Source organism: Acidimicrobiales bacterium (assembly GCA_035531755.1).
GTDB lineage: Bacteria > Actinomycetota > Acidimicrobiia > Acidimicrobiales > UBA8190 > DATKSK01.
In genome coordinates, this window is the sequence record DATKSK010000042.1 from 89,779 (window position 1) to 112,431 (window position 22,653).

Annotated in this window: 26 protein-coding genes and 3 tRNA genes; 13 read left to right on the forward strand and 16 right to left on the reverse strand. The window is 70.0% G+C overall.

Translation table 11 applies throughout. From position 1 onward, the window contains the following. The first annotated feature begins 106 nt into the window (after nt 1–106). Both VMV22_09155 and VMV22_09160 read left to right on the forward strand, forming a co-directional pair. Entirely contained in the window at nt 107–865 is a 759-nt protein-coding gene (locus VMV22_09155) for a sulfite exporter TauE/SafE family protein (protein HUY22499.1), read from the forward strand. 734 nt (nt 866–1,599) lie between these two features. Next, on the forward strand, nt 1,600–1,908 hold the full coding sequence (locus tag VMV22_09160; protein ID HUY22500.1) for a type II toxin-antitoxin system PemK/MazF family toxin: 309 nt from the start codon (nt 1,600–1,602) through the stop codon (nt 1,906–1,908). A 410-nt stretch (nt 1,909–2,318) separates the two neighbouring features. On the opposite strand, the gene VMV22_09165 is transcribed toward VMV22_09160, so the two are convergent. The 6 genes from VMV22_09165 to VMV22_09190 all read right to left on the reverse strand — a co-directional run bounded on the left by VMV22_09165 (nt 2,319) and on the right by VMV22_09190 (nt 4,867). After that, nucleotides 2,319–2,801, reverse strand: a complete 483-nt coding sequence (locus VMV22_09165) for an SRPBCC family protein (GenBank protein ID HUY22501.1) — start codon at nt 2,799–2,801, stop codon at nt 2,319–2,321. Next, nucleotides 2,798–3,121, reverse strand: coding sequence for a metalloregulator ArsR/SmtB family transcription factor (locus VMV22_09170; GenBank protein ID HUY22502.1), 324 nt, complete (start codon nt 3,119–3,121; stop codon nt 2,798–2,800). The genes VMV22_09165 and VMV22_09170 overlap by 4 nt, the downstream gene beginning before the upstream one ends. Before the next feature lie 65 nt (nt 3,122–3,186). Beyond that, the gene (locus VMV22_09175; protein HUY22503.1) at nt 3,187–3,516 is read right to left on the reverse strand and encodes a hypothetical protein; all 330 of its coding nucleotides are present in this window, start codon (nt 3,514–3,516) and stop codon (nt 3,187–3,189) included. A gap of 127 nt (nt 3,517–3,643) precedes the next feature. Continuing rightward, complete coding sequence (locus VMV22_09180) at nt 3,644–3,826, reverse strand: hypothetical protein (protein HUY22504.1); 183 nt, start codon at nt 3,824–3,826, stop codon at nt 3,644–3,646. A gap of 16 nt (nt 3,827–3,842) precedes the next feature. Further along, nucleotides 3,843–4,193, reverse strand: a complete 351-nt coding sequence (locus VMV22_09185; protein HUY22505.1) for a DsrE family protein — start codon at nt 4,191–4,193, stop codon at nt 3,843–3,845. 5 nt (nt 4,194–4,198) lie between these two features. Beyond that, nucleotides 4,199–4,867 (reverse strand): metalloregulator ArsR/SmtB family transcription factor, encoded by a 669-nt coding sequence (locus VMV22_09190; protein ID HUY22506.1) that lies wholly within the window; start codon nt 4,865–4,867, stop codon nt 4,199–4,201. 134 nt (nt 4,868–5,001) lie between these two features. Here VMV22_09190 and VMV22_09195 point away from each other — a divergent pair, with 134 nt between their 5' ends. The 7 genes from VMV22_09195 to VMV22_09225 all read left to right on the forward strand — a co-directional run bounded on the left by VMV22_09195 (nt 5,002) and on the right by VMV22_09225 (nt 11,891). Beyond that, the gene (locus VMV22_09195; protein HUY22507.1) at nt 5,002–6,336 is read left to right on the forward strand and encodes a rhodanese-like domain-containing protein; all 1,335 of its coding nucleotides are present in this window, start codon (nt 5,002–5,004) and stop codon (nt 6,334–6,336) included. 26 nt (nt 6,337–6,362) lie between these two features. After that, a complete protein-coding gene (locus tag VMV22_09200; protein ID HUY22508.1) occupies nt 6,363–7,607 on the forward strand; it encodes an MFS transporter in 1,245 nt (414 codons plus the stop codon). Nucleotides 7,608–7,817: 210 nt separating this feature from the next. Then, complete coding sequence (locus tag VMV22_09205) at nt 7,818–9,386, forward strand: HD domain-containing phosphohydrolase (GenBank protein ID HUY22509.1); 1,569 nt, start codon at nt 7,818–7,820, stop codon at nt 9,384–9,386. A gap of 63 nt (nt 9,387–9,449) precedes the next feature. Next, the gene (locus VMV22_09210; GenBank protein HUY22510.1) at nt 9,450–9,872 is read left to right on the forward strand and encodes a nuclear transport factor 2 family protein; all 423 of its coding nucleotides are present in this window, start codon (nt 9,450–9,452) and stop codon (nt 9,870–9,872) included. A gap of 42 nt (nt 9,873–9,914) precedes the next feature. After that, nucleotides 9,915–10,277, forward strand: a complete 363-nt coding sequence (locus tag VMV22_09215) for a peroxiredoxin (protein ID HUY22511.1) — start codon at nt 9,915–9,917, stop codon at nt 10,275–10,277. Between the two features lie 121 nt (nt 10,278–10,398). After that, nucleotides 10,399–11,052, forward strand: coding sequence for a hypothetical protein (locus VMV22_09220; protein ID HUY22512.1), 654 nt, complete (start codon nt 10,399–10,401; stop codon nt 11,050–11,052). A gap of 71 nt (nt 11,053–11,123) precedes the next feature. Then, nucleotides 11,124–11,891, forward strand: coding sequence for a methyltransferase domain-containing protein (locus VMV22_09225; GenBank protein HUY22513.1), 768 nt, complete (start codon nt 11,124–11,126; stop codon nt 11,889–11,891). A 133-nt stretch (nt 11,892–12,024) separates the two neighbouring features. Here the strand turns inward: VMV22_09225 and VMV22_09230 are convergent. Beyond that, nucleotides 12,025–12,098: transfer RNA gene (locus tag VMV22_09230), tRNA-Val, on the reverse strand. 217 nt (nt 12,099–12,315) lie between these two features. Between VMV22_09230 and VMV22_09235 the strand changes: the two genes are divergently transcribed. Then, nucleotides 12,316–13,056 carry a maleylpyruvate isomerase family mycothiol-dependent enzyme gene (locus VMV22_09235; GenBank protein ID HUY22514.1) on the forward strand — a complete coding sequence of 247 codons (741 nt, stop codon included), beginning with the start codon at nt 12,316–12,318 and terminating at the stop codon, nt 13,054–13,056. A 125-nt stretch (nt 13,057–13,181) separates the two neighbouring features. After that, nucleotides 13,182–13,622 (forward strand): universal stress protein, encoded by a 441-nt coding sequence (locus VMV22_09240; GenBank protein ID HUY22515.1) that lies wholly within the window; start codon nt 13,182–13,184, stop codon nt 13,620–13,622. A gap of 149 nt (nt 13,623–13,771) precedes the next feature. Here VMV22_09240 and VMV22_09245 read toward each other — a convergent pair whose 3' ends face one another. Both VMV22_09245 and VMV22_09250 read right to left on the reverse strand, forming a co-directional pair. Then, nucleotides 13,772–14,005, reverse strand: coding sequence for a hypothetical protein (locus VMV22_09245; protein ID HUY22516.1), 234 nt, complete (start codon nt 14,003–14,005; stop codon nt 13,772–13,774). Continuing rightward, nucleotides 14,002–14,841 (reverse strand): inositol monophosphatase, encoded by an 840-nt coding sequence (locus tag VMV22_09250; protein HUY22517.1) that lies wholly within the window; start codon nt 14,839–14,841, stop codon nt 14,002–14,004. Before VMV22_09250 ends, VMV22_09245 begins: the two co-directional genes overlap by 4 nt. Before the next feature lie 68 nt (nt 14,842–14,909). Here VMV22_09250 and VMV22_09255 point away from each other — a divergent pair, with 68 nt between their 5' ends. Together VMV22_09255 and VMV22_09260 are read left to right on the forward strand one after the other, a co-directional pair. Next, on the forward strand, nt 14,910–15,470 hold the full coding sequence (locus VMV22_09255; GenBank protein HUY22518.1) for a hypothetical protein: 561 nt from the start codon (nt 14,910–14,912) through the stop codon (nt 15,468–15,470). Beyond that, the gene (locus tag VMV22_09260) at nt 15,467–15,916 is read left to right on the forward strand and encodes a hypothetical protein (GenBank protein ID HUY22519.1); all 450 of its coding nucleotides are present in this window, start codon (nt 15,467–15,469) and stop codon (nt 15,914–15,916) included. The genes VMV22_09255 and VMV22_09260 overlap by 4 nt, the downstream gene beginning before the upstream one ends. Nucleotides 15,917–15,968: 52 nt before the next feature. Here the strand turns inward: VMV22_09260 and VMV22_09265 are convergent, their stop codons facing one another. From VMV22_09265 to dnaG, 7 genes are all read right to left on the reverse strand, one after another. Beyond that, nucleotides 15,969–17,426 carry an aldehyde dehydrogenase gene (locus VMV22_09265; protein ID HUY22520.1) on the reverse strand — a complete coding sequence of 486 codons (1,458 nt, stop codon included), beginning with the start codon at nt 17,424–17,426 and terminating at the stop codon, nt 15,969–15,971. Between the two features lie 244 nt (nt 17,427–17,670). After that, entirely contained in the window at nt 17,671–18,381 is a 711-nt protein-coding gene (locus tag VMV22_09270; protein ID HUY22521.1) for a hypothetical protein, read from the reverse strand. A 59-nt stretch (nt 18,382–18,440) separates the two neighbouring features. Next, a complete protein-coding gene (locus tag VMV22_09275; protein ID HUY22522.1) occupies nt 18,441–18,809 on the reverse strand; it encodes a hypothetical protein in 369 nt (122 codons plus the stop codon). Between the two features lie 32 nt (nt 18,810–18,841). Beyond that, nucleotides 18,842–18,914 (reverse strand) — tRNA-Ile (locus VMV22_09280). A 124-nt stretch (nt 18,915–19,038) separates the two neighbouring features. Then, nucleotides 19,039–19,111 (reverse strand) — tRNA-Asn (locus tag VMV22_09285). Nucleotides 19,112–19,162: 51 nt separating this feature from the next. Beyond that, entirely contained in the window at nt 19,163–20,563 is a 1,401-nt protein-coding gene (gene rpoD / locus VMV22_09290) for an RNA polymerase sigma factor RpoD (GenBank protein HUY22523.1), read from the reverse strand. A gap of 43 nt (nt 20,564–20,606) precedes the next feature. After that, entirely contained in the window at nt 20,607–22,550 is a 1,944-nt protein-coding gene (gene dnaG, locus VMV22_09295; protein HUY22524.1) for a DNA primase, read from the reverse strand. Nucleotides 22,551–22,653: the final 103 nt, after the last annotated feature.

The following is a 22,653-nucleotide window of genomic DNA, read 5'->3' on the forward strand; positions in this document are numbered from 1 at the left end:
GTGCCGTAAATCCCGCTTCCGCCGATCGAGCTCGCGAGCTTCCTCGCCACACCGTACGTCGAGAGCCCCACGCTCATGGCCGCGGCAAGCACTAGGGTCTTCGTCCGTGGCACCGTGGCCCGTCTTCGTGGCGGCAGGAGCCGCAGTCGGGTTGCTGACCGGGTTCTTCGGCGTCGGTGGGTCGTCAATTGCCACGCCGCTCCTCTCCCTCCTGGGCGTGCCCGGGCTTCTCGCCATCGCATCACCGCTTCCCGCCACGATCCCCTCTGCGCTCGCCGCCGCCATCCCGTATATCCGCAACCGAACGGCCCGTCCGAAAGCCGCGGCGTGGTCACTCGTCGGTGGCATCCCGGCCACCGTGGCCGGAGCGCTGCTGTCCCGAGTGGTCGGTGGGCCCAAGCTGCTGGTGGCCTCGGGCGTCGCGCTCGTGATCATCGGGTTGCGGGTCGTCCGGCCGATCAAGGAGGCATCGCGTCGCGCCGGAGCGACTCGACGCAAGAACCGCCCACTCCTGATGGCGGCATCGGCCGGTGTGGGCCTGTTCACCGGCCTGTTGGCCAACGGTGGGGGATTTCTCCTGGTGCCAATGTATCTGCTGGTGTTCGGGCTCGACATGGGTGAGGCGGCAGGCACGAGCCTTCTGGTCATCGCCGTGCTCTCGGCTCCCACCATGGCGACGCACTGGGCGCTTGGCCACATCGACTGGACCGTGGCCGGGGCCTTCGCTCTCGGCGCGGTCCCGGCCAGCGCCATCAGCGGGCGCCTGGCCCAGCACGTGGCGGGGAGTGCGGTGCGCGAGGCGTTTGGCTGGTTCCTGGTCGCCTCGGGTGCCGTCTTCGTCATCTACCGGCTCGCTGCCGGCTGAGAACGTCAGGCGTCGCCCGGAGCTCGATGGAGTCTGAGCCGAACACCTACTCCCGGCGCACGAGGTGAATTCCGACTTCGTCCGAGTCGCGGCCAGAGCTCGGCTCTTCGGCACGCGGGGACCACCTCGTTCGTGAAGGAGCCGTGATACCAGGCGAATCGAATCCTTCGTGCTCAGCCTGCGGTGAGCCTCGGCATCGAGGGCCCGGCTGGCCAGATCGGGATTGCACGCGCCCACGATGACGTAGTCCGCCATCTCCTTGCCGACCTTCTGCTCGAGCGTCGCTCGCACGTCGATCTCGTGAGCGTTCCGAATCCCTCAGCCGCCAAGGACGCATTCACCTGGGCCAGCACCTCGTCGAACGGCCCGACCAGCACCACGCGCTCTTCGAAGACCGCGGCGGTCACCTCCTGCGATGTCCCTGCATCGACAATAGGAGCTCGAACAGCTCGGCCTGTGGTAGCCGCTTCGTCTCCGCGTGCGGCGCCGTCAACACCGATTGCTATCATTAGCTGATAGCATTAGTGTATGGCTTCATCGAGAACCACCTTCACGCTGGACGAGGAGTTGGCTGAGCGGGCTCATCAGCTCGGCGTCAACATCTCGGCAGCAGCACGCCAGGGAGTCGCTGATGCGGTGCGCGCCGCGTTGGAGCGGTCAGACCGAGAGGCGTACCTACGGCACCCCGAACGTGCGGACACCTTCTGGACCGAAGCTGAAGCGTGGGGCGAGCCATGAGGCGCGGCGAGCTTTGGCTGGCGGAGGTCGGTCGCAAGAGGCGACCCGTTCTCCTGCTCACGCGATCCGAGGTCCTCGACGTCCGCGAGCTCGTTACCGTGGCCGAGATCACCACATCGATCCGGGGTCTGGCCGCGGAGGTTGCCATCGACCACGTCGAGGTTGGCCTGGACCGGCCCTCGGTCATCAACTGCGACGGCCTTCACACGGTCACTCAGGCATCGCTCACCGGTCCGGTCGGACAAGTCGGCGATGACGTCATGCGCAAGGTCTGCTCGGCGGTCAGCTACGCGCTTGGTTGCTGATGTGAGGTGTGGGGTGAGGGGTGTGGGGTGTGAGAGTCCCCGTCGGGCACACAAGCGAGGTGGGTCGTCGCGTACGACAAGAAGTCGAGGGCGATCGTCAGGTGTGCACTGGTGTCAGAGCGCGCTTCCACGGTGACGTCGACAACGGCCCGAATGGGCCCGCTCAGGCCACGAACTCCCCATTGACGCGGCGGATCGAGGCGAACGAGCTCAGAAGCGACCGGTCGGTTGGCGAAACCGATCCGCCGCGTCGTGAGACAGTGGTCCCCGACCTTCGGGGCGCCGGCGCTGTCCATCTGACCGCCCACGACGCCTTTCTGCCACTCCGAGAAGCGGCTCGGGTCGGTGGCGTAAGCGAACACCTCCTCGGCCGGGCGGTCGACATCGATGCTGGCAGTGATCGGCGGCACTCAGCGATCCCCGGCGACGAGGTCCGCGTAGCGAGCCAGGTAGAGCGGCCATCCCCCATCGCTATCGACGCCCTCGCGAAGAGACTCCCAGCCCGGTCCGTGCCGATCGAGGTGGCGGTGCTCGAGCTCCAGACGCGTCCGCTCCGGGGTCTCCGCGACGAACCTGACCTCGACCTCGCTGGTGTTGCTCTCGTCTGCCTCGAGCTGCCACTGCGGGCTGATGTCCCAGCTGAAGACGACTCGATCTGGTGGTTCATACGCGAGGATGCGGGCCCATCGACACTCGCTCCCGTCCGCGGCACGGTCATATATGTGACCCCCAACCCGTGGCTCGAACCGGGTCTCCGTGATCTCAGCGCCGAGAAGGTTGTGTTCCGGAGGCTTGAAGTCACCGAACCGCTCGACAAATGTCGCAAAGGCCCGTTCGATCGACATGTCGACAACGATCTGGTGATTGACGACGGCATCATCGGCCATGTTCATGACATCACCTCCGGTGGTTGTTCGACGAGGTCCTTGTAGCCACTCAGCGCCCGAGTCCAGAAGGTGTCGAGCTGATCGCGCAGGGCAGCGACCCCGGCCTCGTTGAGGCGGTAGATCCGGCGCGTGCCGACCGCTCGCTCGACCACCAGCCCCGCGTCCTTCAGGACTTTCAGGTGCTGGGACACTGCGGGCCGGCTAACCGGCAGGTCGGCGGCGAGCTCGACGACGGCCATCGGCCCTTCGGCGAGGCGCAGGACGATCGCTCGTCGGGTCCTGTCTCCCAGCGCACCCCATACCTGGTCCGCTTGGTAAGTACTCACGAACCGTTAGTTCAGCCTAACGGGTTGACGTTGTCAAGCCCCGCCGGCTGACGGAGCGGCGACGATCACGGGCGGCGAGCCGTGACCAGCCAGGCCCCGGTCCCGATCCGCACGCCTTCGGCGGTCACGTACGGCGCCAGTGCGTCGCTGACGGCCGCAACTACCTGATCTTGGGCTGCTTCATCGGCACCGGCTAACACAGCGCGGCCCATGCTGCCTTCGCGGAGGGACTTGACTGCTTCAGCGAGCGAGCCTCCACCTCCGAGGAGGATCGCGTCGGCAAGCGGCGCCAGGACCGCACCGGCCAGGCCTGCATCAGCGAGCAAGGATCGGATGCTCACTGGATCGGCCAGAGCGAAGATGCCTGGGCGCGTGCTCCCCCGGTCGACGAACATGGCGAGCAGGGCGCCCAGACCGAACGATTCGTCGTCAGGTGGGCGCCTACGGCCAACACCTCTGTCACGTAGGGGAATCGTCCCATGGTGGCGGGAGCAGTCATGGCCCGGTTCTCCTCGGCAGCAATCACGGCGCCTTGTCGATGACGAGCACCTGGAATGCCGCGAACCTGGGGCAGGCGCGACCGAGATTTTCAAGGACGGGACCGATCCGCTCGAGGCCCGGGATTGCGCCGGGGCGATGCAGGCTCCTCGCGGCGACAAGCCCACCAGTGCCGCCACCGAGAACGACGACTGTGCGATCGGTCATGACGCAGCTCCTCTGATCAGAAGGTGACGACCTTGTCGGCCCAGAGCATCCAGTCGGTCACCTCGTCGAGGGTGGAGCGGTGGGCGCCTTTGGTCAAATGCTCGTCGTCGATCCCCCGGGCATCCATGCAGGTTCCGCAGCAGCCAACCTCGGCGCCATGGCGCGACGCGGACTCGATCATGCGGTCCAGGTGGTAGTAGCCGTCCGGAACCTTCTGCCCCGACACCGCGCAGCCCACCGCGTCACCGAGCAGGAACACCCTTACCTCGGAGTCGTCTCGTTTCGCCAGCGAACCGGCCAGGCGCAAGCCGTTCCAGGACCGTTCGGTGCCATAGGCCGGATCGTTGAGGATCAACAGCGTCTTCATAGGTCTCACTCCTCTCCCACGGCAACGGGGAGGCCGGCGAGGCGCCACTCGGGCATCCCTTCGGCCAGCCGCCGTGCCTTGTAGCCCCTGGCCCGCAGTTGTTCGACCGCCTGGGGAGCGAGCACGCAGTACGGCCCGCGGCAGTAGGCGACGATCTGGGCCCGCTTAGGCAACCGCACCAGGGTGGCGTCGAGACGGTCGAGGGGAACCGATAGCGCCCCAGGAATGTGCCCGGCTACGAACTCCTCGGGTGGGCGGACATCGAGGATCACAACATCCCCGCGAGCGGTCCGATCGATCAGTTCGTCCCGGCTCACCGGTTCCAGAGCGTCCCGGGCGGTGAAGTAGTCGCGCACTACCTGGTCGACCTCGGCCAACCGTGAGCGGGCGAGGTCTCGAAGAGTCACCACGAAGGCTGCGACCTCGTCGCTGGCAAGACGGTAGAAGACCTTGGTCCCGTCCTTCCGGGTCTCGACCAGCCGGGCCCCACGCAGGACCTGCAGATGCGCCGAGGTGTTGGTCACGCCCATCCCGGTCGCCTCAGCCAGCGCCTCAACGGTGTGCTCACCCTGGGCCAACACCTCCATCAGCTCGATCCGCTTCGGGCTGGCCGCCGCCTTAGCGGTCCGGGCGAACTGCTCGTACAAGCGATCCTTGGCCTCCCGTCCATCCACGTCCCTCACTCCTTCGCTCGTCCGGTTGAGTGCGCCGAACTTTTCCTAGAATACTCCATCAATCTATGGAACACTAGAGAACTAAGGTCCCCTGACGGAGAAGGACAGACGCGATGCCCTCAGACCCTCAGCCCGTGGCCCTGGTCGACGAAGGCCTCGGCAACTCCTCGTACCTGGTCGACCTCGGCAACGGCCGGGCGCTGGCGCTTGATCCCGAACGCGATCCTGGCCCGTATCTGGCTGCAGCCGAACAGCACGGTCTGGCGATCGCCTACAGCGTCGAGACCCACCTCCACGCCGATTTCGTCTCCGGCAGCCGCGAACTCGCCGCCCGTGGCGCGCAGGTGTTGGCCTCAGCAGCGGGCGGGATCGAGTTCCCGCACCGGGGTCTCGACGACGGCGACGAGGTCGATCTCGGCGGGCTGACGCTGCGGGCGCTGGCCACGCCGGGACACACCCCGGAGCACCTGTCCTACCTGCTCCTCGACGACAGGCGACCGATCGGGTTGTTCTCGGGCGGGTCGCTGCTTGTGGGCTCCGTGGCCCGTACTGACCTCATCGCCCCCGAGCGCACCGAGTCCCTCGCCCGAGCGCTGTGGCGTTCGCTGCACGAACGCATTCTCACCCTGCCCGATGACCTGCCCGTCTACCCGACGCACGGGGCGGGCTCGTTCTGCTCGGCACCAGTCGGCGGCGAGCGCACAACAACCATTGGCGCCGAGAAGAGGGCCAACCCGCTGCTCGCGGCACCCGACGAAGACGCCTTCGTGAAACTGCTGCTCGCCGGGCTGGGCAGCTATCCGACCTATTTCCTCCGCATGCGGGAGGTCAACCGCCAAGGGCCAACGGTCTACGGTCCGGTGACCTGCGCGCTCCCCGCTCTTTCGGTCGACCAAGTCCGCCCGCTCCTCGACGCAGGTGCCACCCTCGTAGACGTCCGGCCCATCGCCTCTTTCGCCGGCGGCCACATCCCCGGAGCCCTCTCCATTGAGCTGCGCCCGGCGTTTGCCACCTGGCTCGGCTGGCTCGCCGAGCCCGAGCGCGACCTGGTGTTCGTGCTCGATCCCGACCAGGACCGGGTCGACCTGGTGCGCCAGGCGCACAATGTCGGCTACGAACGCCTCGTTGGTGAGTTGGCCGGAGGCATGGCCGCCTGGGAGTCCGCCCGCCTTCCGGTCGACCGGATCTCCCTGGTGGCTGCCGCTGAGATGACCGGCCCCGTTCTCGACCTCCGCCAGAACAGTGAGTTCGAAGCCGGACACGTGCCCAGTGCCCTCCACGTCGAGCTTGGCGCGCTCACCGACGCGTTCGACGCCGGCGGGATCACCGTGATGTGTGGCCACGGCGAGCGGGCCATGACCGGCGCCAGCCTGCTCGCCCGGGCCGGTCGGCGGGGAGTCGTCGTCGCCCTTGGCGGACCGGACGACTGGGCCGTTGCCCACCACCACCCCCTGCACACTGGTCGATGAAAGCGACAGGCCCGCTTCGTCTCGGCATGCGAGAGAACCTCGCCCAGTTCTCGCTGCTCGTAGGAGTGAACGCGCTGGTCGGCGGGATGCTCGGCCAGGAGCGCACCGTCCTGCCGCTCATCGCAACCCGGGTGTTCCATCTGCACGCCTACAGCGCCGCGCTCACCTACATCGTCGCCTTCGGGGTGGTCAAGGCCACTACCAATTTCTTCGCCGGCACCCTCTCCGAACGGGTAGGGCGCAAACCGGTTCTGGTAACCGGTTGGCTCGTCGCCATTCCCGTCCCATTCCTGCTCGGCTGGGGACCGGCGTGGGCGTGGATCATCGTCGCCAACGTCCTGTTGGGCGTCAGCCAGGGACTCACATGGTCGACCACCGTCATCATGAAGATCGACCTCGTCGGTCCACAGCGGCGTGGCCTGGCCATGGGATTCAACGAGGCCGCCGGATATGGCGCCGTGGCAGTCACCGCTCTTGCAACTGGGTTCATCGCGGCGCACGCCGGGCTACGTCCCGATCCGTTCTTCCTGGGGATCGCCTTCGCCGGTCTCGGCCTCGGCCTCTCCACCCTGTTCGTCCGCGAAACCCAAGGGCACGCCCGCCATGAAGCACGAGGCCACCTCGGCGCCGACCACCTGCACGGTGGACTCACCACCGGCCAGGTCTTCCTCCTCACGAGCTTCAAGGAGAAGGCCCTGTCGTCTGCCAGCCAGGCCGGGCTTGTCAACAACCTCAACGACGGGCTTGCGTGGGGCATCTTTCCCCTTTATTTCGCTGCCGCGGGACTGTCGGTCAGCCGCATCGGCATCCTCGTCGCGCTCTACCCGGCGGTGTGGGGCGTCGGACAGCTGGCAACCGGCGCCCTGTCGGACCGTCTTGGCCGGAAATGGCTCATCGCGACGGGTATGTGGACCCAGGCCGTCGCCATCGGCCTCATCGCCGCGGTGCACGGTTTCTGGCCTTGGGCCGGCGGCGCGCTCCTCCTCGGCGCCGGCACTGCCATGGTTTATCCGACCCTCCTCGCCGCCGTGGGGGATGTAGCGCACCCGAACTGGCGGGCGTCCGCTGTCGGCATCTACCGGCTCTGGCGAGACGCCGGCTTCGCCGCGGGCGCACTACTCGCCGGGATCGTCGCCGACGCTTTCGGCCTGGCCGTTGCCATTTGGGTCGTGGCGGCCATCACCGCAGTCTCCGGCGTTGTCGTGGCCATCCGGATGTACGAGACGCACATAACAGCTTCGACGTCTGATCAAGTCCTCGCCAAAGGCTGACGACAAGCGTCTCTTGAGGTCGATCCATGAACGATCTACCGAGACCCCACGACTGGGGTTCGGTCGCGTGTGCCGGAACTAGGAGCTTCACCCATGGTCGGGAGGCTACCGGCTGTCGTCCACCGCTGTGGTGCGAGATCCTTGCTCCCGGTCGCCGGTTGAACTCGATAGACGCTGCGGGCACTCGAGCCCATTCCGTATGCTGGGGAAGTGACCGGCGCGGGAGGCAGCGGGGTTCGGCTGGCTGAACTGGTGTCGGCGCTTTCGCTGGCGACGGACCTGGGACTGGGCCAACCGCAGGAGCACATCATCCGCCAGACGCTCATCGCCATGCGGATGGCGGAGCTCGAGGGTCTGTCCGACGACGAGCTGGCGGCCATCTTCTACGTGTCGCTCCTCGCCTGGGTCGGGTGCATCGCCGACGCACACGAGATGGGCAAGTGGTTCGGCGACGACATGGCGATACGTGCCGACAGCTACCTGATCGACATGACGGGCCTGCCCATGATGCGCTTCATGATCGGTCACGTTGCCGCCGGCAGCTCGCCGATTCGACGTCTCACGATGATCGGTCGCTTCCTCGCCGGCGGGTCGAACGAGGTGCGCCAGTCGATGGCGTCGCACTGCGAGACCTCCGGCGAGCTGTCGCTGCGTCTCGGGCTCGGCCCCGAGGTCCGCGACCCACTCCAGCAGGCGTTCGAGCGCTGGGACGGCAAGGGGTCCCCGGCCCAGCTGGCGGGCCCGGAGATCGCCCGCATCATGCGGATCATCCACGTCGCCAACGACGTGGAGATGCTGTACCGGATCGGAGGGGTCGACGCCGCGGTGGAGATGCTCCGCTCGAGGCGAGGCACGGAGTTCGACCCCGACCTCGTCGACGACTTCTGCGCCCACGCCGGCGACTTGCTGGCCTCAGTCGAGGAGCTCGACGGTTGGAGCACGCTCATCGGCGGGCGCGACGAGTTGGGGCAAGTGCTCACCGGCCAGGAACTCGACGAGGCGCTCGAGGCCTTTGCCGATTATGCGGATGTGAAGTCGCCGTTCATGCTCGGGCACTCCCGTGGAGTTGCGGGGCTTGCCGCCGCTGCGGCCGCCACCGTCGGCCTGCCGAGTGACGACGTCACCCTCGTCCGGCGAGCGGCCCTCGTGCACGATGTCGGGACCATCGGCGTCTCTGCCGGCATCTTGGATCGGCCCGGGCGGCTCAGCGAGGCCGAACTCGAACGGGTCCGCACCCACCCGTATCTCACGGCGCGCACCTTCTCGAAACCCGCCACACTGGCCGCCATCGGGCAGCTCGCCGCCATGCATCACGAGCGGATGGACGGGTCCGGCTACCCGTCAGGTCTTGCCGGCGACAGCCTGCCCGTGACTGCCCGCGTGATAGCGGCGGCCGACGTCTATCATGCACTGCTCGAACCCCGCCCTCACCGCACTGCGTGGACACCGGGGGAAGCGCAGGAGATGCTCGCTGCCGAGGTCACCGCCGGGCGCCTCGACGGCGACGCAGTCCGGGCCGTCTTGGAGGCAGCCGGGCACCGAGTGCGGCATCAGGCGGGCCACGCCGGCGGGCTCAGTTCCCGTGAGGTCGAGGTGCTGGTGCTGCTCGCCCGGGGGATGACCAAGAAGCAGATCGCGGCGACGCTGACCATCTCGACCAAGACGGTCAGCGCCCACGTAGAGCACATCTACGCCAAGCTCGGCGTGAGCTCCCGGGGCGGGGCCGCCCTGTTCGCCATGCGCCATGGGCTGATCGCCGTGGGCGAGGTCACCGACTGAGGCCCGCGAAATAGGGCGAAGACCCGATGCGACCCCGGGCGGCGACGTCGTAGAACGGGTCCCATGAGTGAAACGACCCGACAGCCGCTACAGGGCGTCTCGTCGACGACGAAGTGGGCGGTCGGTGGGCTCTTTCTCGAAGCCCTGGCCCAGCGTGACTTCGACCAGATGGGCGGCTGCTTCAATCCAGAGGCGACGATGCGGGCGCTGCTCCCGTACGGGCCCGATGAGTTTCAGGGCCCGGCGAAAATCGTGGACGCCTTCCGGCTCTGGTTCGGAGGCGCGCAGGGTTTCGAAGTCCTCGACGGCACCGTGGGCGACGTCGGCGATCGTCTCCACGTCTCCTGGCGGCTGCGGCTGAACCCACCGCCAACGGGCAACGAGGGCTGGCACGTCGTCGAGCAGCAGGCCTACCTGCGGGCAGCCGAGCGCATCGACGTCCTCGACCTGCTGTGCTCCGGGTTCATGCTCGACGGCCAGCGCTGAGGGAACTCCCGGACTCCACCACACAAGAGAGGGAAGACGACCATGAGCAACAAAGCAGCCATAAGCCTCACCACCGGGCTCGCGGACGCCGAGCTCGTCACCGTCGCCTTGCTCGTGGCAGTCGGTGCAGCCGAAAGCGGACGGCCCACCCTCACGTTCCTCACCAAGGAGGCCGTCCGGCTGGCGCTGAGTGGCACCGCCGTGGGCACCGCGTGCGACGGCTGCCCCAGCATCCCCGACCTCATGGGCCGCTATGCGACGGCAGGGGGCCGCCTGCTCGTCTGCCCAGTCTGCTTCAGCGCCAAGCAGCTCGACAAGGGAGACTTGATCCCCAACGCCGAGCTCGGGGGCAGCGTGCAGCTGTGGGAGTGGATCGGCGACGGCGCCACGACCTTCAGTTACTAGCCAAGAGCCCCGGGTTGTCGGGTGAACGACGATGGTCGATTTGGCGACGAGGTTGCGTGACCTGCCGGCTCTTCGTGGCGAGCCCCCATGGCCAGGCTTCGAGTACGTCAAGGGGTGGGGAGTGTTCGGGCTGCCTTTTGATTCCGGGCACGTGCTGGCACTGCGGGTATTCCCCGAGAACGACTTCTCGCCGTACCGGACTCTCTGGCACCGCGACCCTGAGGGTCGGTGGTCGATCTTCGTGGACGGCTCGCGACTCGACACCGCGTGCCCCCGGTACTACGGCCCCGCCTGCAGCCACGTCGGCCACGCCCGCATCGATATCGAATGGTCCGGGCCGACGTCGTTGCGGGTGATGATGGACGAACCCGACCTCGAGTGGAGCGTCGAGGCCACGGAAACCCGTACCCTGCGCGTCCTCAACGCGATGAGTCCGCTGCTGCCCATGTGGACATGGCGATCTAGTTCCCTCGTGCAGGCCCGCAGACTGTTGGCTCAAAGACTCCTCGGCATGGGCGACATCGGCTTCTCGGGATCGATGCCCAGCGGCCACGCCGGGATCCTGATGCCCGAGCGCATGTACTTCATCGACAATACGACCGCCATTTTCGACGGTGAGGACCTCGGTCATGCGGCTCAGGTCAACCCCAATCCAAAGATCGGAGAGGTTGCGCTCCCCGCCCGCGGGGTGCTGGCGGTCGGCCAGGGTGCGTGGAAGATACTCGACCACGAGGAGTACGCGCGGACGCGTGCCGAGACGCTGTCAGAGGGCTGAGCAGCCGGAATCTGGAAGGACTCATTGGGTTGGTGACACACGTCGCAATGGAACGCACAGGAGGGAGACCAATGGCACAGGTGGACGTCGGTGAGCTCAGGGACAAGGTCAAAGTCATGTACAAGGCCGTCGCGGAGGAACCGCAGGGCACTTTCCACTTCGAAATGGGACGAGCCTTGGCGCAGCGCCTCGGCTACCCGACCGGGGATCTGGACGGGGTGCCTCCGGAAGCGATCGAGTCGTTCGCCGGAGTGGGCTATCACCTGGAGTTGGCCGCCATCGCCGCGGGCGGGCGAGTGGTCGACCTCGGGAGTGGTTCGGGCATGGACGCCTTCATCGCAGCCAGGCAGGCAGGATCCGACGGCGAAGTGACCGGAATCGATATGACCGCTGAGCAGCTCACCAAGGCGCGACGCCTCGCGGCCCGGGACGGCTACCCCGGCGTGCGCTTCGAGAGGGGCTACATCGAGGAGTCTCCGGTCCCTGGTGGGTGGGCCGATGTCGTGATCAGCAACGGGGTCATTAACCTGTGCGACGACAAAGCGGCCGTCTTCCGGGAAATCGCGCGGATCCTGAAGCCTGGAGGCCGGATGGCTATTTCCGACATCGTGACGGAGAGACAGCTCACCGAGGCGATCGTTTGCGACGTCGACTTGTGGGCGTCTTGCATCGGGGGTGCGATTCAGGAGGACGACTACCGACGCGCGATCGAGGATGCCGGGCTGGGCGTCGTCAAGCTGCAGGAGAATCCCGAATACCACTTCATTTCGGACTCGGCGCACGGAGCCACAGAGACCTTCGGTGTGAAGAGCGTCTCGGTCCTGGCTTGCAAGTCCTAGGGATCCCCGAGCACCTCGTGGGCCAATTCATTTGTCCCGGGGGTTTGAATAAGGAAACAAACCTGCCTCAGCGATGAGACACGAAAAAGGGCCTCTGACCAGAGGAAACGTTGTGTCTTCGACAACCAGCCAGTGGGCGCTGAGGGACTCGAACCCCCGACCTGCTGGTTGTAAGCCAGCTGCTCTAACCAGCTGAGCTAAGCGCCCGAGGCGAGCGAGTTTAGCTGGCGGTGCGCCCTACTCCCCTGCCCCGAGCCGTGAACGCGTGGCTACGCTGATTGACAGGTGACTTGACTTCGCCGGTGAGAACAGGCCTTGGAGAGGCTGTCCGGGCCCCACGCAAGCAGGTCGGCATCGAGATCGTGCTCCCGCAAGCGTGGGAGCGGACACGACGCGCTCGACGAGGGCCACTCGGTACCATGCTGTGCGCAGAACGCTCAGCGACCAGGAGATACCGGACATGGTGGACACATCGGATCTGAACGGGCTCGATCCCTACGACCTCCTCGACGCCGAGGCGGCGCGCATCGACGCCTATCTGTCGTCACTGCCCACCGGCGAATGGGCCCGGCCGTCGCGCTGTGCCGGATGGTCGGTGCGCGACGTGGCCGCGCACCTGGCCGCCACGGAGACCTACCACCATGCGTGTCTCGACGGGCGAGCCCGCGAGCTCTTCGAGGCCATGGCGGCGCGCGGCGTCAGCGGCCTCAGCGAGGCCAACGAGCTCGGGGTCCGCGACCGCGACGGGGTCCCGAACGACGAGGTCGTCGCCGAGTGGCGGACGGCCGACGCCGACACCCGGCATCGCATGCGCGGGCGCGACGGTGGGGACATGGACTCGAGCGTCGGCCCCTACCCGGTCCGCCTGCAGGCCTTTCACGTGGCGAGCGAGCTCGCCATCCACGCCGACGACATGCACGTCCCCATCACAGCCCAGGAGGCGGGCGCCCGGTGGGCGTGGCGGGCACGCTTCAGCCGGTTCGCCGTCAAGGAGTCGGGTGGCGACGTCGCGGTGGGCCCCCGGGACGGTTCCACGACGGTCCGTGTCAACGGCGTCGACCACACCCTCGACGACGCCGTCTTCGTCGAGGCCGTCGCCGGTCGGCCCGTCCCGGACGGGGCGGTCGCGGACGAGGTGGCGGCTGCGCTGTCGCTGACGCCGTAGGGCGCGCTCACGCCCCCGCCGGCGCCCCGGGCTCTCCACCGGGCGCCGCCGGCGCCCGTGCGTCTTGCCCTCCGCCCCTGTCGGCACCAGACTGAGCCCGGCCGCAGGCGGAGGGAGATCACCTGATGTTTTCCAAGATCGTCGTGGGAACCGATGGATCGGGCACTGCCGGGGCCGCCGTGGCGCTGGCCATCGAGCTGGCACGCCAGAGCGGCGCCACGCTGCACCTGGTGTCCGCCTTCAAAGACCCCTCCACCACGATCGCCGTGGCCCATGCCGGCGCGGTCGCCGTGGCCGACAACGCCCTGAGCGCCGCGGCCGTGAAGAGCGCCACCGAGGAGCTGCTGGCCGAGGTGGCCAAGGGCGCGCACGGGATCCCCGTGGAGTCGCACGCCGTGCCGGGCGCCGCCGCCGACGTCATCGTGACCGTGGCGGAAGGCGTCGGGGCCGACCTGATCGTGGTGGGCTCCAAGGGCATGAAGGGCGCCCGGCGCATCATCGGGTCGGTGCCCAACAGCATCGCCCACCGCGCCCCCTGCAACGTGCTCATCGCCAAGACCGCCTGAGCGGGCTCGACCGCCGGGCACCGCACAGGGCGGCGGGGGGCCCCGGGCCACTAACACCCGCCATCACTTCTGTGGCCCGAAGGCCCACCGGGTAGGGCGAGCCGGCCACGTTCGCGTCGTCGACGCTGAAGGTCCGGTGCGCCGCTGACTCAGTCGTCGGGGCTGTTGCCGAGGTGCCACCCGCCGCAGAACGTGCACTCGTAGGCGGCGAGGTCGGTGCCGTGCTCGAGTCGATACCCGAACGCAGCCCGGTTGGCGTCCTGCTCCGACGCGAAGCGCACCTTGGGCTGGCCGTCGGCCCGCCAGTGCGCCAGGCGCGGCCGGCGCGGGGGCGTCGGGCGTGACCGTCCCCGCGACCCGCGTCGGCGCCCGCGCGACGTCACGGCGCCGGCGGTGCCGGGCCCTGTCCGGGTGGGTCGTCGGCCTCGCCCGGACGCGACGGGCCCGGGGCGGAGCCGGCCCCGGCGGCCCCGCCGGCCCCCGCGGTGGCCGCCCGGGTGAGCTCGTCGAGCAGCACCGGCGTGGCAGCCGCCACCACCGCCCGGCGGGCGCCGTGGTCCGTGGTCACGAGCTCGTCGCCGCGCAGGTCCCCGAGGACGGCGCCGGACTCCGAGCACACGAGCAGGGCCCCGAGGTAGTCCCACGGCGCCAGCGACGCCCTGGTCCCGACGACGAAGGCGTCGAGGGTGCCGTCGGCCACGGCACACAGCTCGAGGGCGGCCGCGCCGAAGGCCCGGAACTGCGCCCATCCCAGGTGGCGGCCCGGCATCCCGGCGATCCCCACCACGGCGCGCCGCAGCGCGTCGCACCCCGACGGCACCAGCCGGCTGGTGCCGCGCCAGGCCCCGCCGCCGCGCACGGCGTGGTAGCGGACGCCGTTCGCCAGGTTCGCCACCACCGACACCCGCGGGCCGTCGTCGTCGAGGATGCAGATGCTCGTGGCGTACCAGGGGATGCCCCGGGCCGCGTTGGTCGAGCCGTCGACCGGGTCGACCACGGCCACCAGCGCGGCGTCGGGCCGGTGCACCCCGCTCTCCTCGGAGACCACGCCGATCCCGGCGTCGTCGAGCACGTCGAGGACGGCCCGGTCGGCGGTCAGGTCGATGGCGTACTGCCCGGGGCGCTCGCCCGCCGGCCGCCAGTCCTCGACCGTGGCGAGAGCCGGAGGGACGGCGTCGGCCACCCGGTGGCACAGGGCCAGGAGCGCGTCATCGTCCACGTCACGACCATATCGGCACCCGGACCGCCGATCGGGCCCGGCGGCCGAGCCGGTAGGATCTGGCCCCTGTGGCCGTCATCGACGTGGCGGGGTATGTCGCCGACCTGAAGGACCATTCGGTCGATCACGGGTTCCACGTGCACGACGAGCGCCACTTCGTCGAGACCTATTCGTTGCGCCAGACCTGGGAGGTGGACCTCCACCCCGAGGAGGGCTGTGGCGGTCCGCTCGACCTCCATCTGGCGCTCGAGGTCGACCCGAGGACCCTGCTGTCGTTCGAGGACGCCGTGGTGGACCTCCCCGAGGAGGTCGAGCCGCCCGACGAGTACCACTTCCCGCTCACCTTCACCTGGGGCCTCCCACCGCTGCCGAAGGGCCCGGACCTCCTTCGCCTCGCCATCGACCTGGCCGGGGTGGGCGGGATCGACCTCCCGCTCGAGGTGTCGGCCATCGACTCCTTCGCCTCGGCGACCGATGCCCCCGAGCGCCGGCTGTCGATCGTGGCCCGCTACCCCGTCTCGCTCGCCCGGGTCCTCGGCGGCGAGGAGTTGCTGTGCGACGTCTTCGACCGCTGCCTGGCGGTCAGCCGGTTCCTCCTCGACGCCGCCCCGGGCTGGCTCGACGGATGACCCGCCGCCGCCCCGCCACGGCGAGGGTGGCCCGGGCCTCGGCCGCCCTGTGCACGACGGCGGTGCTGGCGGGCGTGCTGTCAGCCTGCGCCGGCTACGACGCCGCCGCCCTGGCCCGCCAGGCCTGCCAGCACGTCGACCGCTCGCTCACCCTCTACCGGGCCTCGCTCACCACCGCCGACCCCAAGGCCGCCGCCGCCGAGCAGTCCGAAGCACTGGGCCAGCTGCGCGACGCGCTGCCCATGGCGGCCACGGCCGCCGGTGAGGCCGGGCAGTACCAGGGCCTCATGTCCACACTGGCCGAGAGCGCCCATCTGCCCGAGTCGCTGCTCGTCCACGCGCTGAGCCTGCAGTGCGCCGCCGCCGAGAACGGCGGTGCGCCGCTGCCGGGCCCGACGACGACGGCGCAGACACCGGCCACCCGGCCGCCCCCTACCGGACGCTGACCTCGTCGCCGGTTGGGTGACCGCCGCGCAGGCGTGGCCACCCGGCGGAGCCTCAGACCGAGGGCGAGAAGCCGGCCGGCAGGTTGATGGACTTCTTCTCGAGGAACAGCTCCAGGCCGTCGGGGCCGAACTCGCGGCCCATGCCCGACTCCTTGTAGCCGCCGAAGGGCGTGGAGAAGTCGATGGGGATGGGGCTGTTCAGCATGTAGGTGCCCGTCCGCACGCCGCGGGCCACCTTCAGGCCGCGCTCGGGGTCGCCGGTCCACACCGAGCCGCACAGCCCGTAGCTGGAGTCGTTGGCGATGGCCACGGCCTCGGCGTCGCCGCCGTCGTAGGGGATCACCGCCAGCACCGGCCCGAAGATCTCCTCCTGGGCGATGCGCATGGAGTTGTCCACGTTCACGAACACCGTGGGCTCGACGAACCAGCCCTTGTCCATGGCGGGGCGCCCGCCGCCGATGGCGATCTTGGCCCCCTCCTCCTGCCCGAGCTTGATGTAGCCCTCGACCCGGTCGCGCTGGCGCTCGGCCACGAGCGGCCCCACCTCGACGGTGGGGTCGAGCGGGTCACCCACCTTCATGGCCGACACCGACTCCACCAGGGCGTCGACGACCTCCTGGTAGCGGTCGCGGGGGGCGAGGATCCTCGTCTGGGCGATGCACGCCTCGCCGTTGTTCATGAGCGCGTTGGGCAGCAGCATCGGCAGGGCCTGGGCGAGGTCGACGTCGTCGAGGAGCACGGCCGCCGACTTGCCGCCGAGCTCGAGGCTGAAGCGCTTCAGCTGCTCGCCGCAGATGGCGCCGATCTTCTTGCCGGCCACGGTCGAGCCCGTGAACGACACCTTGTTGATGCCGGGGTGGCGGACGAGGTGCTCGCCCACCTCGCGACCGGCCGGGAGCACGCTCAGCACACCCTTGGGCAGCCCCGCCGCCTCGAACAGCTCGGCCAGGCGGAAGGCGTCGAGCGGGGTCTCCGGCGCCGGCTTGAACACCACCGTGCACCCGGCCACCAGCGCCGGGGAGAGCTTGGCGGCGGCGATGAACATGGGCACGTTCCACGGGCTGATGGCCGCCACCACGCCGACCGGCTCCTTGGCCACGAGGACCTCGCCCATGAGGCCCTGGCGCACCTCGTCGAACTGGAACGTCGAGGCCAGGCCGGCGTAGTAGTCCATGATCATCGTGGGCGCGAACACCTGGGCCATGGTGCCCCAGGCGACGGGCGAGCCCATCTCGATGGTGATGAGCTCGGCGAAGCCCTGCATGTCGGCCTGGACGGCCTGGGAGACCTTGGTGAGGATCTCGGCCCGCTCGGCCGGGGTCATGCGCGGCCACGGGCCGTTGTCGAAGGCGTCGCGTGCCAGGGCGACGGCCTTGTCGACGTCCGCCTCGGTGGCGTCGGGGACGCGACCGGCGACCTCTTCGGTCGTCGGGTTGATCACGTCGATGGTGCCGGTGCCCGAAGAGCTCACCCACTCGCCACCGATGAACAGCCGGTCGAAAACCTTCACGTCCCCACCTCCGAGTGGAACCTGTTCCGTTCCCGCCGATGCTAGCCATCCACCGGGGGCTTCGACAGCCGGGGGCACCCTCACCGGGGCCCCGGCCGCCAGATGCAGTGCAGGGCCCGGCCGCCAGATGCGGCGCCGGGTCGGGGCGGCGGGAGGGGCGACGGGCCGGGGCGTCAGATACGGAGCCGGGTCGGGAGGGTGGCCCCGGTCGGGCCGGTGGAGAGCCGACCGGCCCTCCCCGTGCTCAGCGGGCCGGCACCGACGCCGAGGCGCGGGGAGCCACCACGGGCGGGGCCGAGCCGATCTGTGACAGGGCGAGATCGACGGTGAGCCGCTGGCCCCGGTACACCGCCGTGATCTTCTCGTCGGTCACGAAGTCGCCGTGGACCGTCGCCGTGAGCCGCAGCGACGACAGCTGTGAGGGGGGCATGCCCAGGACCGAGGTGATGTAGCTGTCGAGCTCGGCCGGCACGAAGTCGAAGGTGTCCCCGTGCTTGATGGCCGTGGTCGCACCCGCGGCCGCCGCCCACGGGGACAGCACCGTCGCGATGGCCTGGGCCCCGAACGTCGCGCTCGGCGGGCTCGCCGACCACGTCGACCCGGTGGAGCGGTACGCCACCGGTCCGATGACGATCACGGTCACGGGCGTGCCGGTGGGGCCGGTCCCCGACTCGCGCACCCGGTCGGGCGCCTGGTAGAGGACGTGGACCACCTGGCGCGGGGACGCGGCGCCGATACGGCCGGAGAGCGGGGTGACCGAGTTGGTGTCGGTGAGGACGAACCCGGACGCCGCCATGGTGGCCTTGGCCGCGATGCGCAGGTTCTGCTGGTCGACGGGCGGGGCCGTCGCCAGCGACAAGGCGATGGCGCCGACGGCGAGGAGGCCGAGGAGCCCGACCAGGGCGAGGGGCAGCGCCCGCTGCTTCGTCTGCGTCGTCTGGGTCGTCAGCGGCATCGGCGGCATCGGCGTCGTCGGCACTGTCTGCGTCGGCTGCATCGTGTCGGTCCGGGCGCTCAGCCGGCCGGCGGCGCGTTGAGCACGCCCTCGTCGCGCAGGCGGGAAGCGAGCCACGACACGCTGTCGTCACCGGTCATGGCGTCCTGCCATCCGGCGAGCACCTGGTCCAACCGGTCGCGGTCGGGGACCCACCCCACGACGGCGACGGTCAGGGCGTCCACGGGCACCGACCCCGAGAAGACGTCCCCGAAGGGGTCCTCGGCGCTGCGCCCCGCCGGTTCGCGCATCACGTAGAGCTCCCCGGTGTCGGCGACCCAGGACACCTCGTAGCGAACGCCCTGGGCGTCGTGCCACTCGGTACCCAGCTCGATCTCCTCGGACCGACGGCGGCGCTCGTCGGCCTCGTAGAACTCCTCGATGTCCATGACCCTCCCGTCGGCGACCACACGACCCGCCGTGGGGCCGGGAGGGATCGAACCTCCGACCCAGGGATTATGAGTCCCCTGCTCTGACCACTGAGCTACGGCCCCGTTGCCTGCCCCCGGAGGGGTGCCAGCCAGGCGGTGGGAGCGTAGCTGGCCCCGGTTGGACCGGTGGGCGCCCTTCAGCTGGGGGGGGCGTCGGCACGGCCGTGGAGGACTGCTGGAGGCCCGGCTCCGGGGGAGAGACTCGAACTCTCAACCTAGCGGTTAACAGCCGCTTGCTCTGCCGATTGAGCTACCCCGGAATGGCGCTGGCCGGGTGGTGTCCGGCCTCGTGAAGATAGCAGCGCGGGTGCTCAGACCTCGTCCAGGAAGTCCCGCAGGGGCTGGGCCGCATTGGGGTGGCGGAGCTTGGCGAGGGTCTTGGCCTCGATCTGCCGGATCCGCTCGCGGGTCACGCCGAAGGCCTTGCCGACCTCCTCGAGCGTGCGCACGCGTCCGTCCTCGAGCCCGAAGCGCAGCTCCATGACCTCGCGCTCGCGCCGGGGCAGCGTCGCCAGCGCATCGCGCACCGCTTCATGCAGCATCGAGCGCGTGGCGGCGTCGTCGGGCACCTCGGCGCCCTGGTCCTCGATGAGGTCGGACAGGCTGAAGTCCTCCTCGTCGCCCATCGGCTGCTCGAGCGACACCGTATCCTGGTTGATGCGCTGGATCTCGCGCACGCGCTCGATGGGGAACTCCACGCGGCTGGCGATCTCCTCGACTGTCGGTTCGCGGCCGAGCTCCTGGAGGAGTCCCCGCTGCACGCGCACCACCTTGTTGATGGTCTCCACCATGTGCACGGGGATGCGGATCGTGCGGCCCTGGTCGGCGAGCGCCCGGGTGATCGCCTGGCGGATCCACCACGTGGCGTAGGTCGAGAACTTGAAGCCCTTGGTGTAGTCGAACTTCTCCACGGCCCGCATGAGGCCCAGGTTCCCCTCCTGGATGAGATCCAGGAAGGCGAGCCCGCGGTTGCGGTACCGCTTGGCGATCGAGACGACCAGGCGCAGGTTGGCCTCGATCAGCGCCTCCTTGGCCTGCTGGCCCCGCCGGACCTGCATACGGATGCGGGTGCGCTCCTCGGCGGGCAGCTTGCCCCCACCGGCGGGGGCCTCGGCGCCGGCGAGCTCCTCGACTGCGGCGTTCCCCGCCTCGATGCGCTTGGCCAGCTCCACCTCGAGCTCGGCGGTGAGCAGGGGGACCTTGCCTATCTCCTTCAGGTAGGTGTGCACGGGGTCGGCGGCGGTGCCGCCCCCGTGGTCGGGCGACGCGTAGGACGCGATGCGGCCGCGCCCGGGGCGCGGCGTCTGGCGGTCCATGACCTCGTCGACGGGCTCGCGCTTGAAGGCACGCCGGCGCAGCCGCTGCAGCGGTCCCGTGCCGTCCTCGCCGTCGGCGGTGACGTCCCCGTCGCCGGCCTCGGGCGCCGCCGCCGGCTTGGCGGCGGCGAGATCGGCGGGCAGGGCTTCGACCACTTCCTCCGCCACCACTTCGGCGACGGCTTCGGCGACGGCTTCCTCGAGCACGACGGGGGCGGCGCCGCTGCGCGTCTCCTCCACGTACTCGATGCCCTCGAGGCGCACGCGGGCCACGACGTCCTCGATGACGTCGTGCGTGAGCTCGACGGCCTGGAGGACCAGGATCAGATCGTCCTGGGTCAGGTACCCCCGCCGGCGGCCGACGGCGAGCAGTTGCTCGAACCCCTCGACCGCCACGCCGTCTGGGGCCGGCCGGACGGAGCCGGCTGGCGGGTGAACCTCACTCATGCGAATCGTCCCCTCCGACGAGCCAGGCTAGCAACCGGTCCGCGGCTGCGAGACCGCCCTCGCGTTCGTCGAGTTCGTCGAGGTCACGGCGCACGCGGGCGATCACGGGCGCGATCTCGCCCACCGCGTCCGGGGACAGGCGGGCCTGCGCCTCGGCGACGGCGAGCGCCCGACGCGAGGCGTTGCGCACCAGGGTCACCACGACGTCATCGGCATCCGACGCCGGCTCCTCGACCGCCAGGCGACGCAGCATGGCGGCCACACGCGGGTCGTGGTGCTCGGCGGCTTCGACGGCCTCGTGCAGGTCGTCGGCCCCGGCGAGCGCCTCGAAGGCGGCCCGCTGGAGCTCGTCGGGGAAGAGGACGGCCTCGAGCCGGGCCGCCACGAGCTCGGGGCTGTGCACGGCCAGGCGCAGCGCCTCGAGCCCCGGGCGCGACGCGTCCCCGTCGGCACGGGCCCGGACCGCCCCCGGCCGCCCGGCGACCCCGCCGAGAGGAGGGCGCGACGGCGACGCCTGACCACCGGCACGACCCCCGGTGGGCCCGGTGCGGGCCGCGGCCCCGGCGCGACCCCCGGCCCGGGCGGCCCCGTCCTCCGCGCCCGCCCGCGCCCCCTCGGCCACCCGCTCGGCCAGGGCGCGCAGCGCGGCGGGCTCCAACCGGCAGCGGTCGGCGACGTGCATCAGGTACTGGTCGCGCACGAGCTCGTTGGGGTGCTCACCCACGACGGTGAGAGCCGCCTCGGCCGCCTTGGCCCGGCCCTCGGCGGTGCGCAGGTCCGCCGCCTGCAGCACCCGGTCGATGCGGAAGGCCAGGAACGGCTGGGCGGCGGCGACGGCGGCCCGCAGGGCGTCGGGGTCGGTGCGCGCCAGGTCGGCGGGGTCGGCCCCGGGCGGGAGGGCGGCGACGGCGACGTCGACCTCGTGGTGGCGCTCCCACTCGTAGACGCGGCCCGCGCCGGCCTGGCCGGCGGCGTCGGCGTCGTAGGCGAGCACCACGCGCGAGGCGAAGTTGCGCAGGAGCCGGAAGTGGTCCTCGCCCAGGGCGGTGCCGCAGGTGGCCACGGCACGCGGCATGCCGGCGAGGAAGAAGGCGATGACGTCGGTGTAGCCCTCGCACACGATGACCTCGCCGCTGGCGATGACGTCCTGCTTGGCCCAGTTGAGGCCGTACAGGGTGCGGCGCTTGGAGTAGATGGGGCCGTCCTGCGAGTTCTTGTACTTGGGCCCCGGTCCGGGCCCCGCCGCCGCGCCGGCGGCCCCGGTCGCAACGTCGACGTCGGTGGTGGGGAGGATGCGGCCGCCGAGGGCGATGGGCCGACCCGAGGGGTCGAAGATGGGGAAGAGCACCCTCGCCCGGAAGGCGTCCTGCTGGCGGCCCCGGCGGTTCACGAAGCCGAGGCCCGAATCGACGAGGACCTTCTCCGACACCTTGAGGTGCGTGGCCAGCGTGTCCCAGTCGTCGGGCGCCCATCCGAGGCTGAACCGCCGCACGACCTCCCCGTCGTAGCCGCGCGAGCGCAGGTAGTCGCGCGCCCTGCCGGCGTCGGCGGCCGACAGGAGACGCTCGTGGTAGAAGGCGACGGCCTTGGCCACGGCGTCGTACAGCGGGGCGCGCTGCTGGCGATCCGCCGTCGCCGAGGGGTCCTCGGTGATGGTGACGCCGGCCCGGTCGGCCAGGCGGCGCACCGCCTCGGGGAAGTCCACGTGCTCGGTCTCGCGCACGAAGGTGATGGCGTCCCCCGAGCGCTGGCAGCCGAAGCAGTGGAAGACGCCCATCTCGGCGTTGACGCTGAACGACGGGGACTTCTCCTGGTGGAACGGGCACAGGCCGACCCACCGCGTGCCCTGCTTCTTCAGGGCGGCGTGCTCGCTGATCAGCGCCACGATGTCGGTGGCGCTGCGCACACGGGCGACGTCCTCGTCGGGGATGGCCACGTCCGGACGGTACCGCGCCCGGGTGTCACCGGTGGCCGGGCGCTCCCCCGGCGCCCCGGCCTACCGGGTGCGCCTGGTGGCCTTCCGGGCGGCGCCGGGGCGC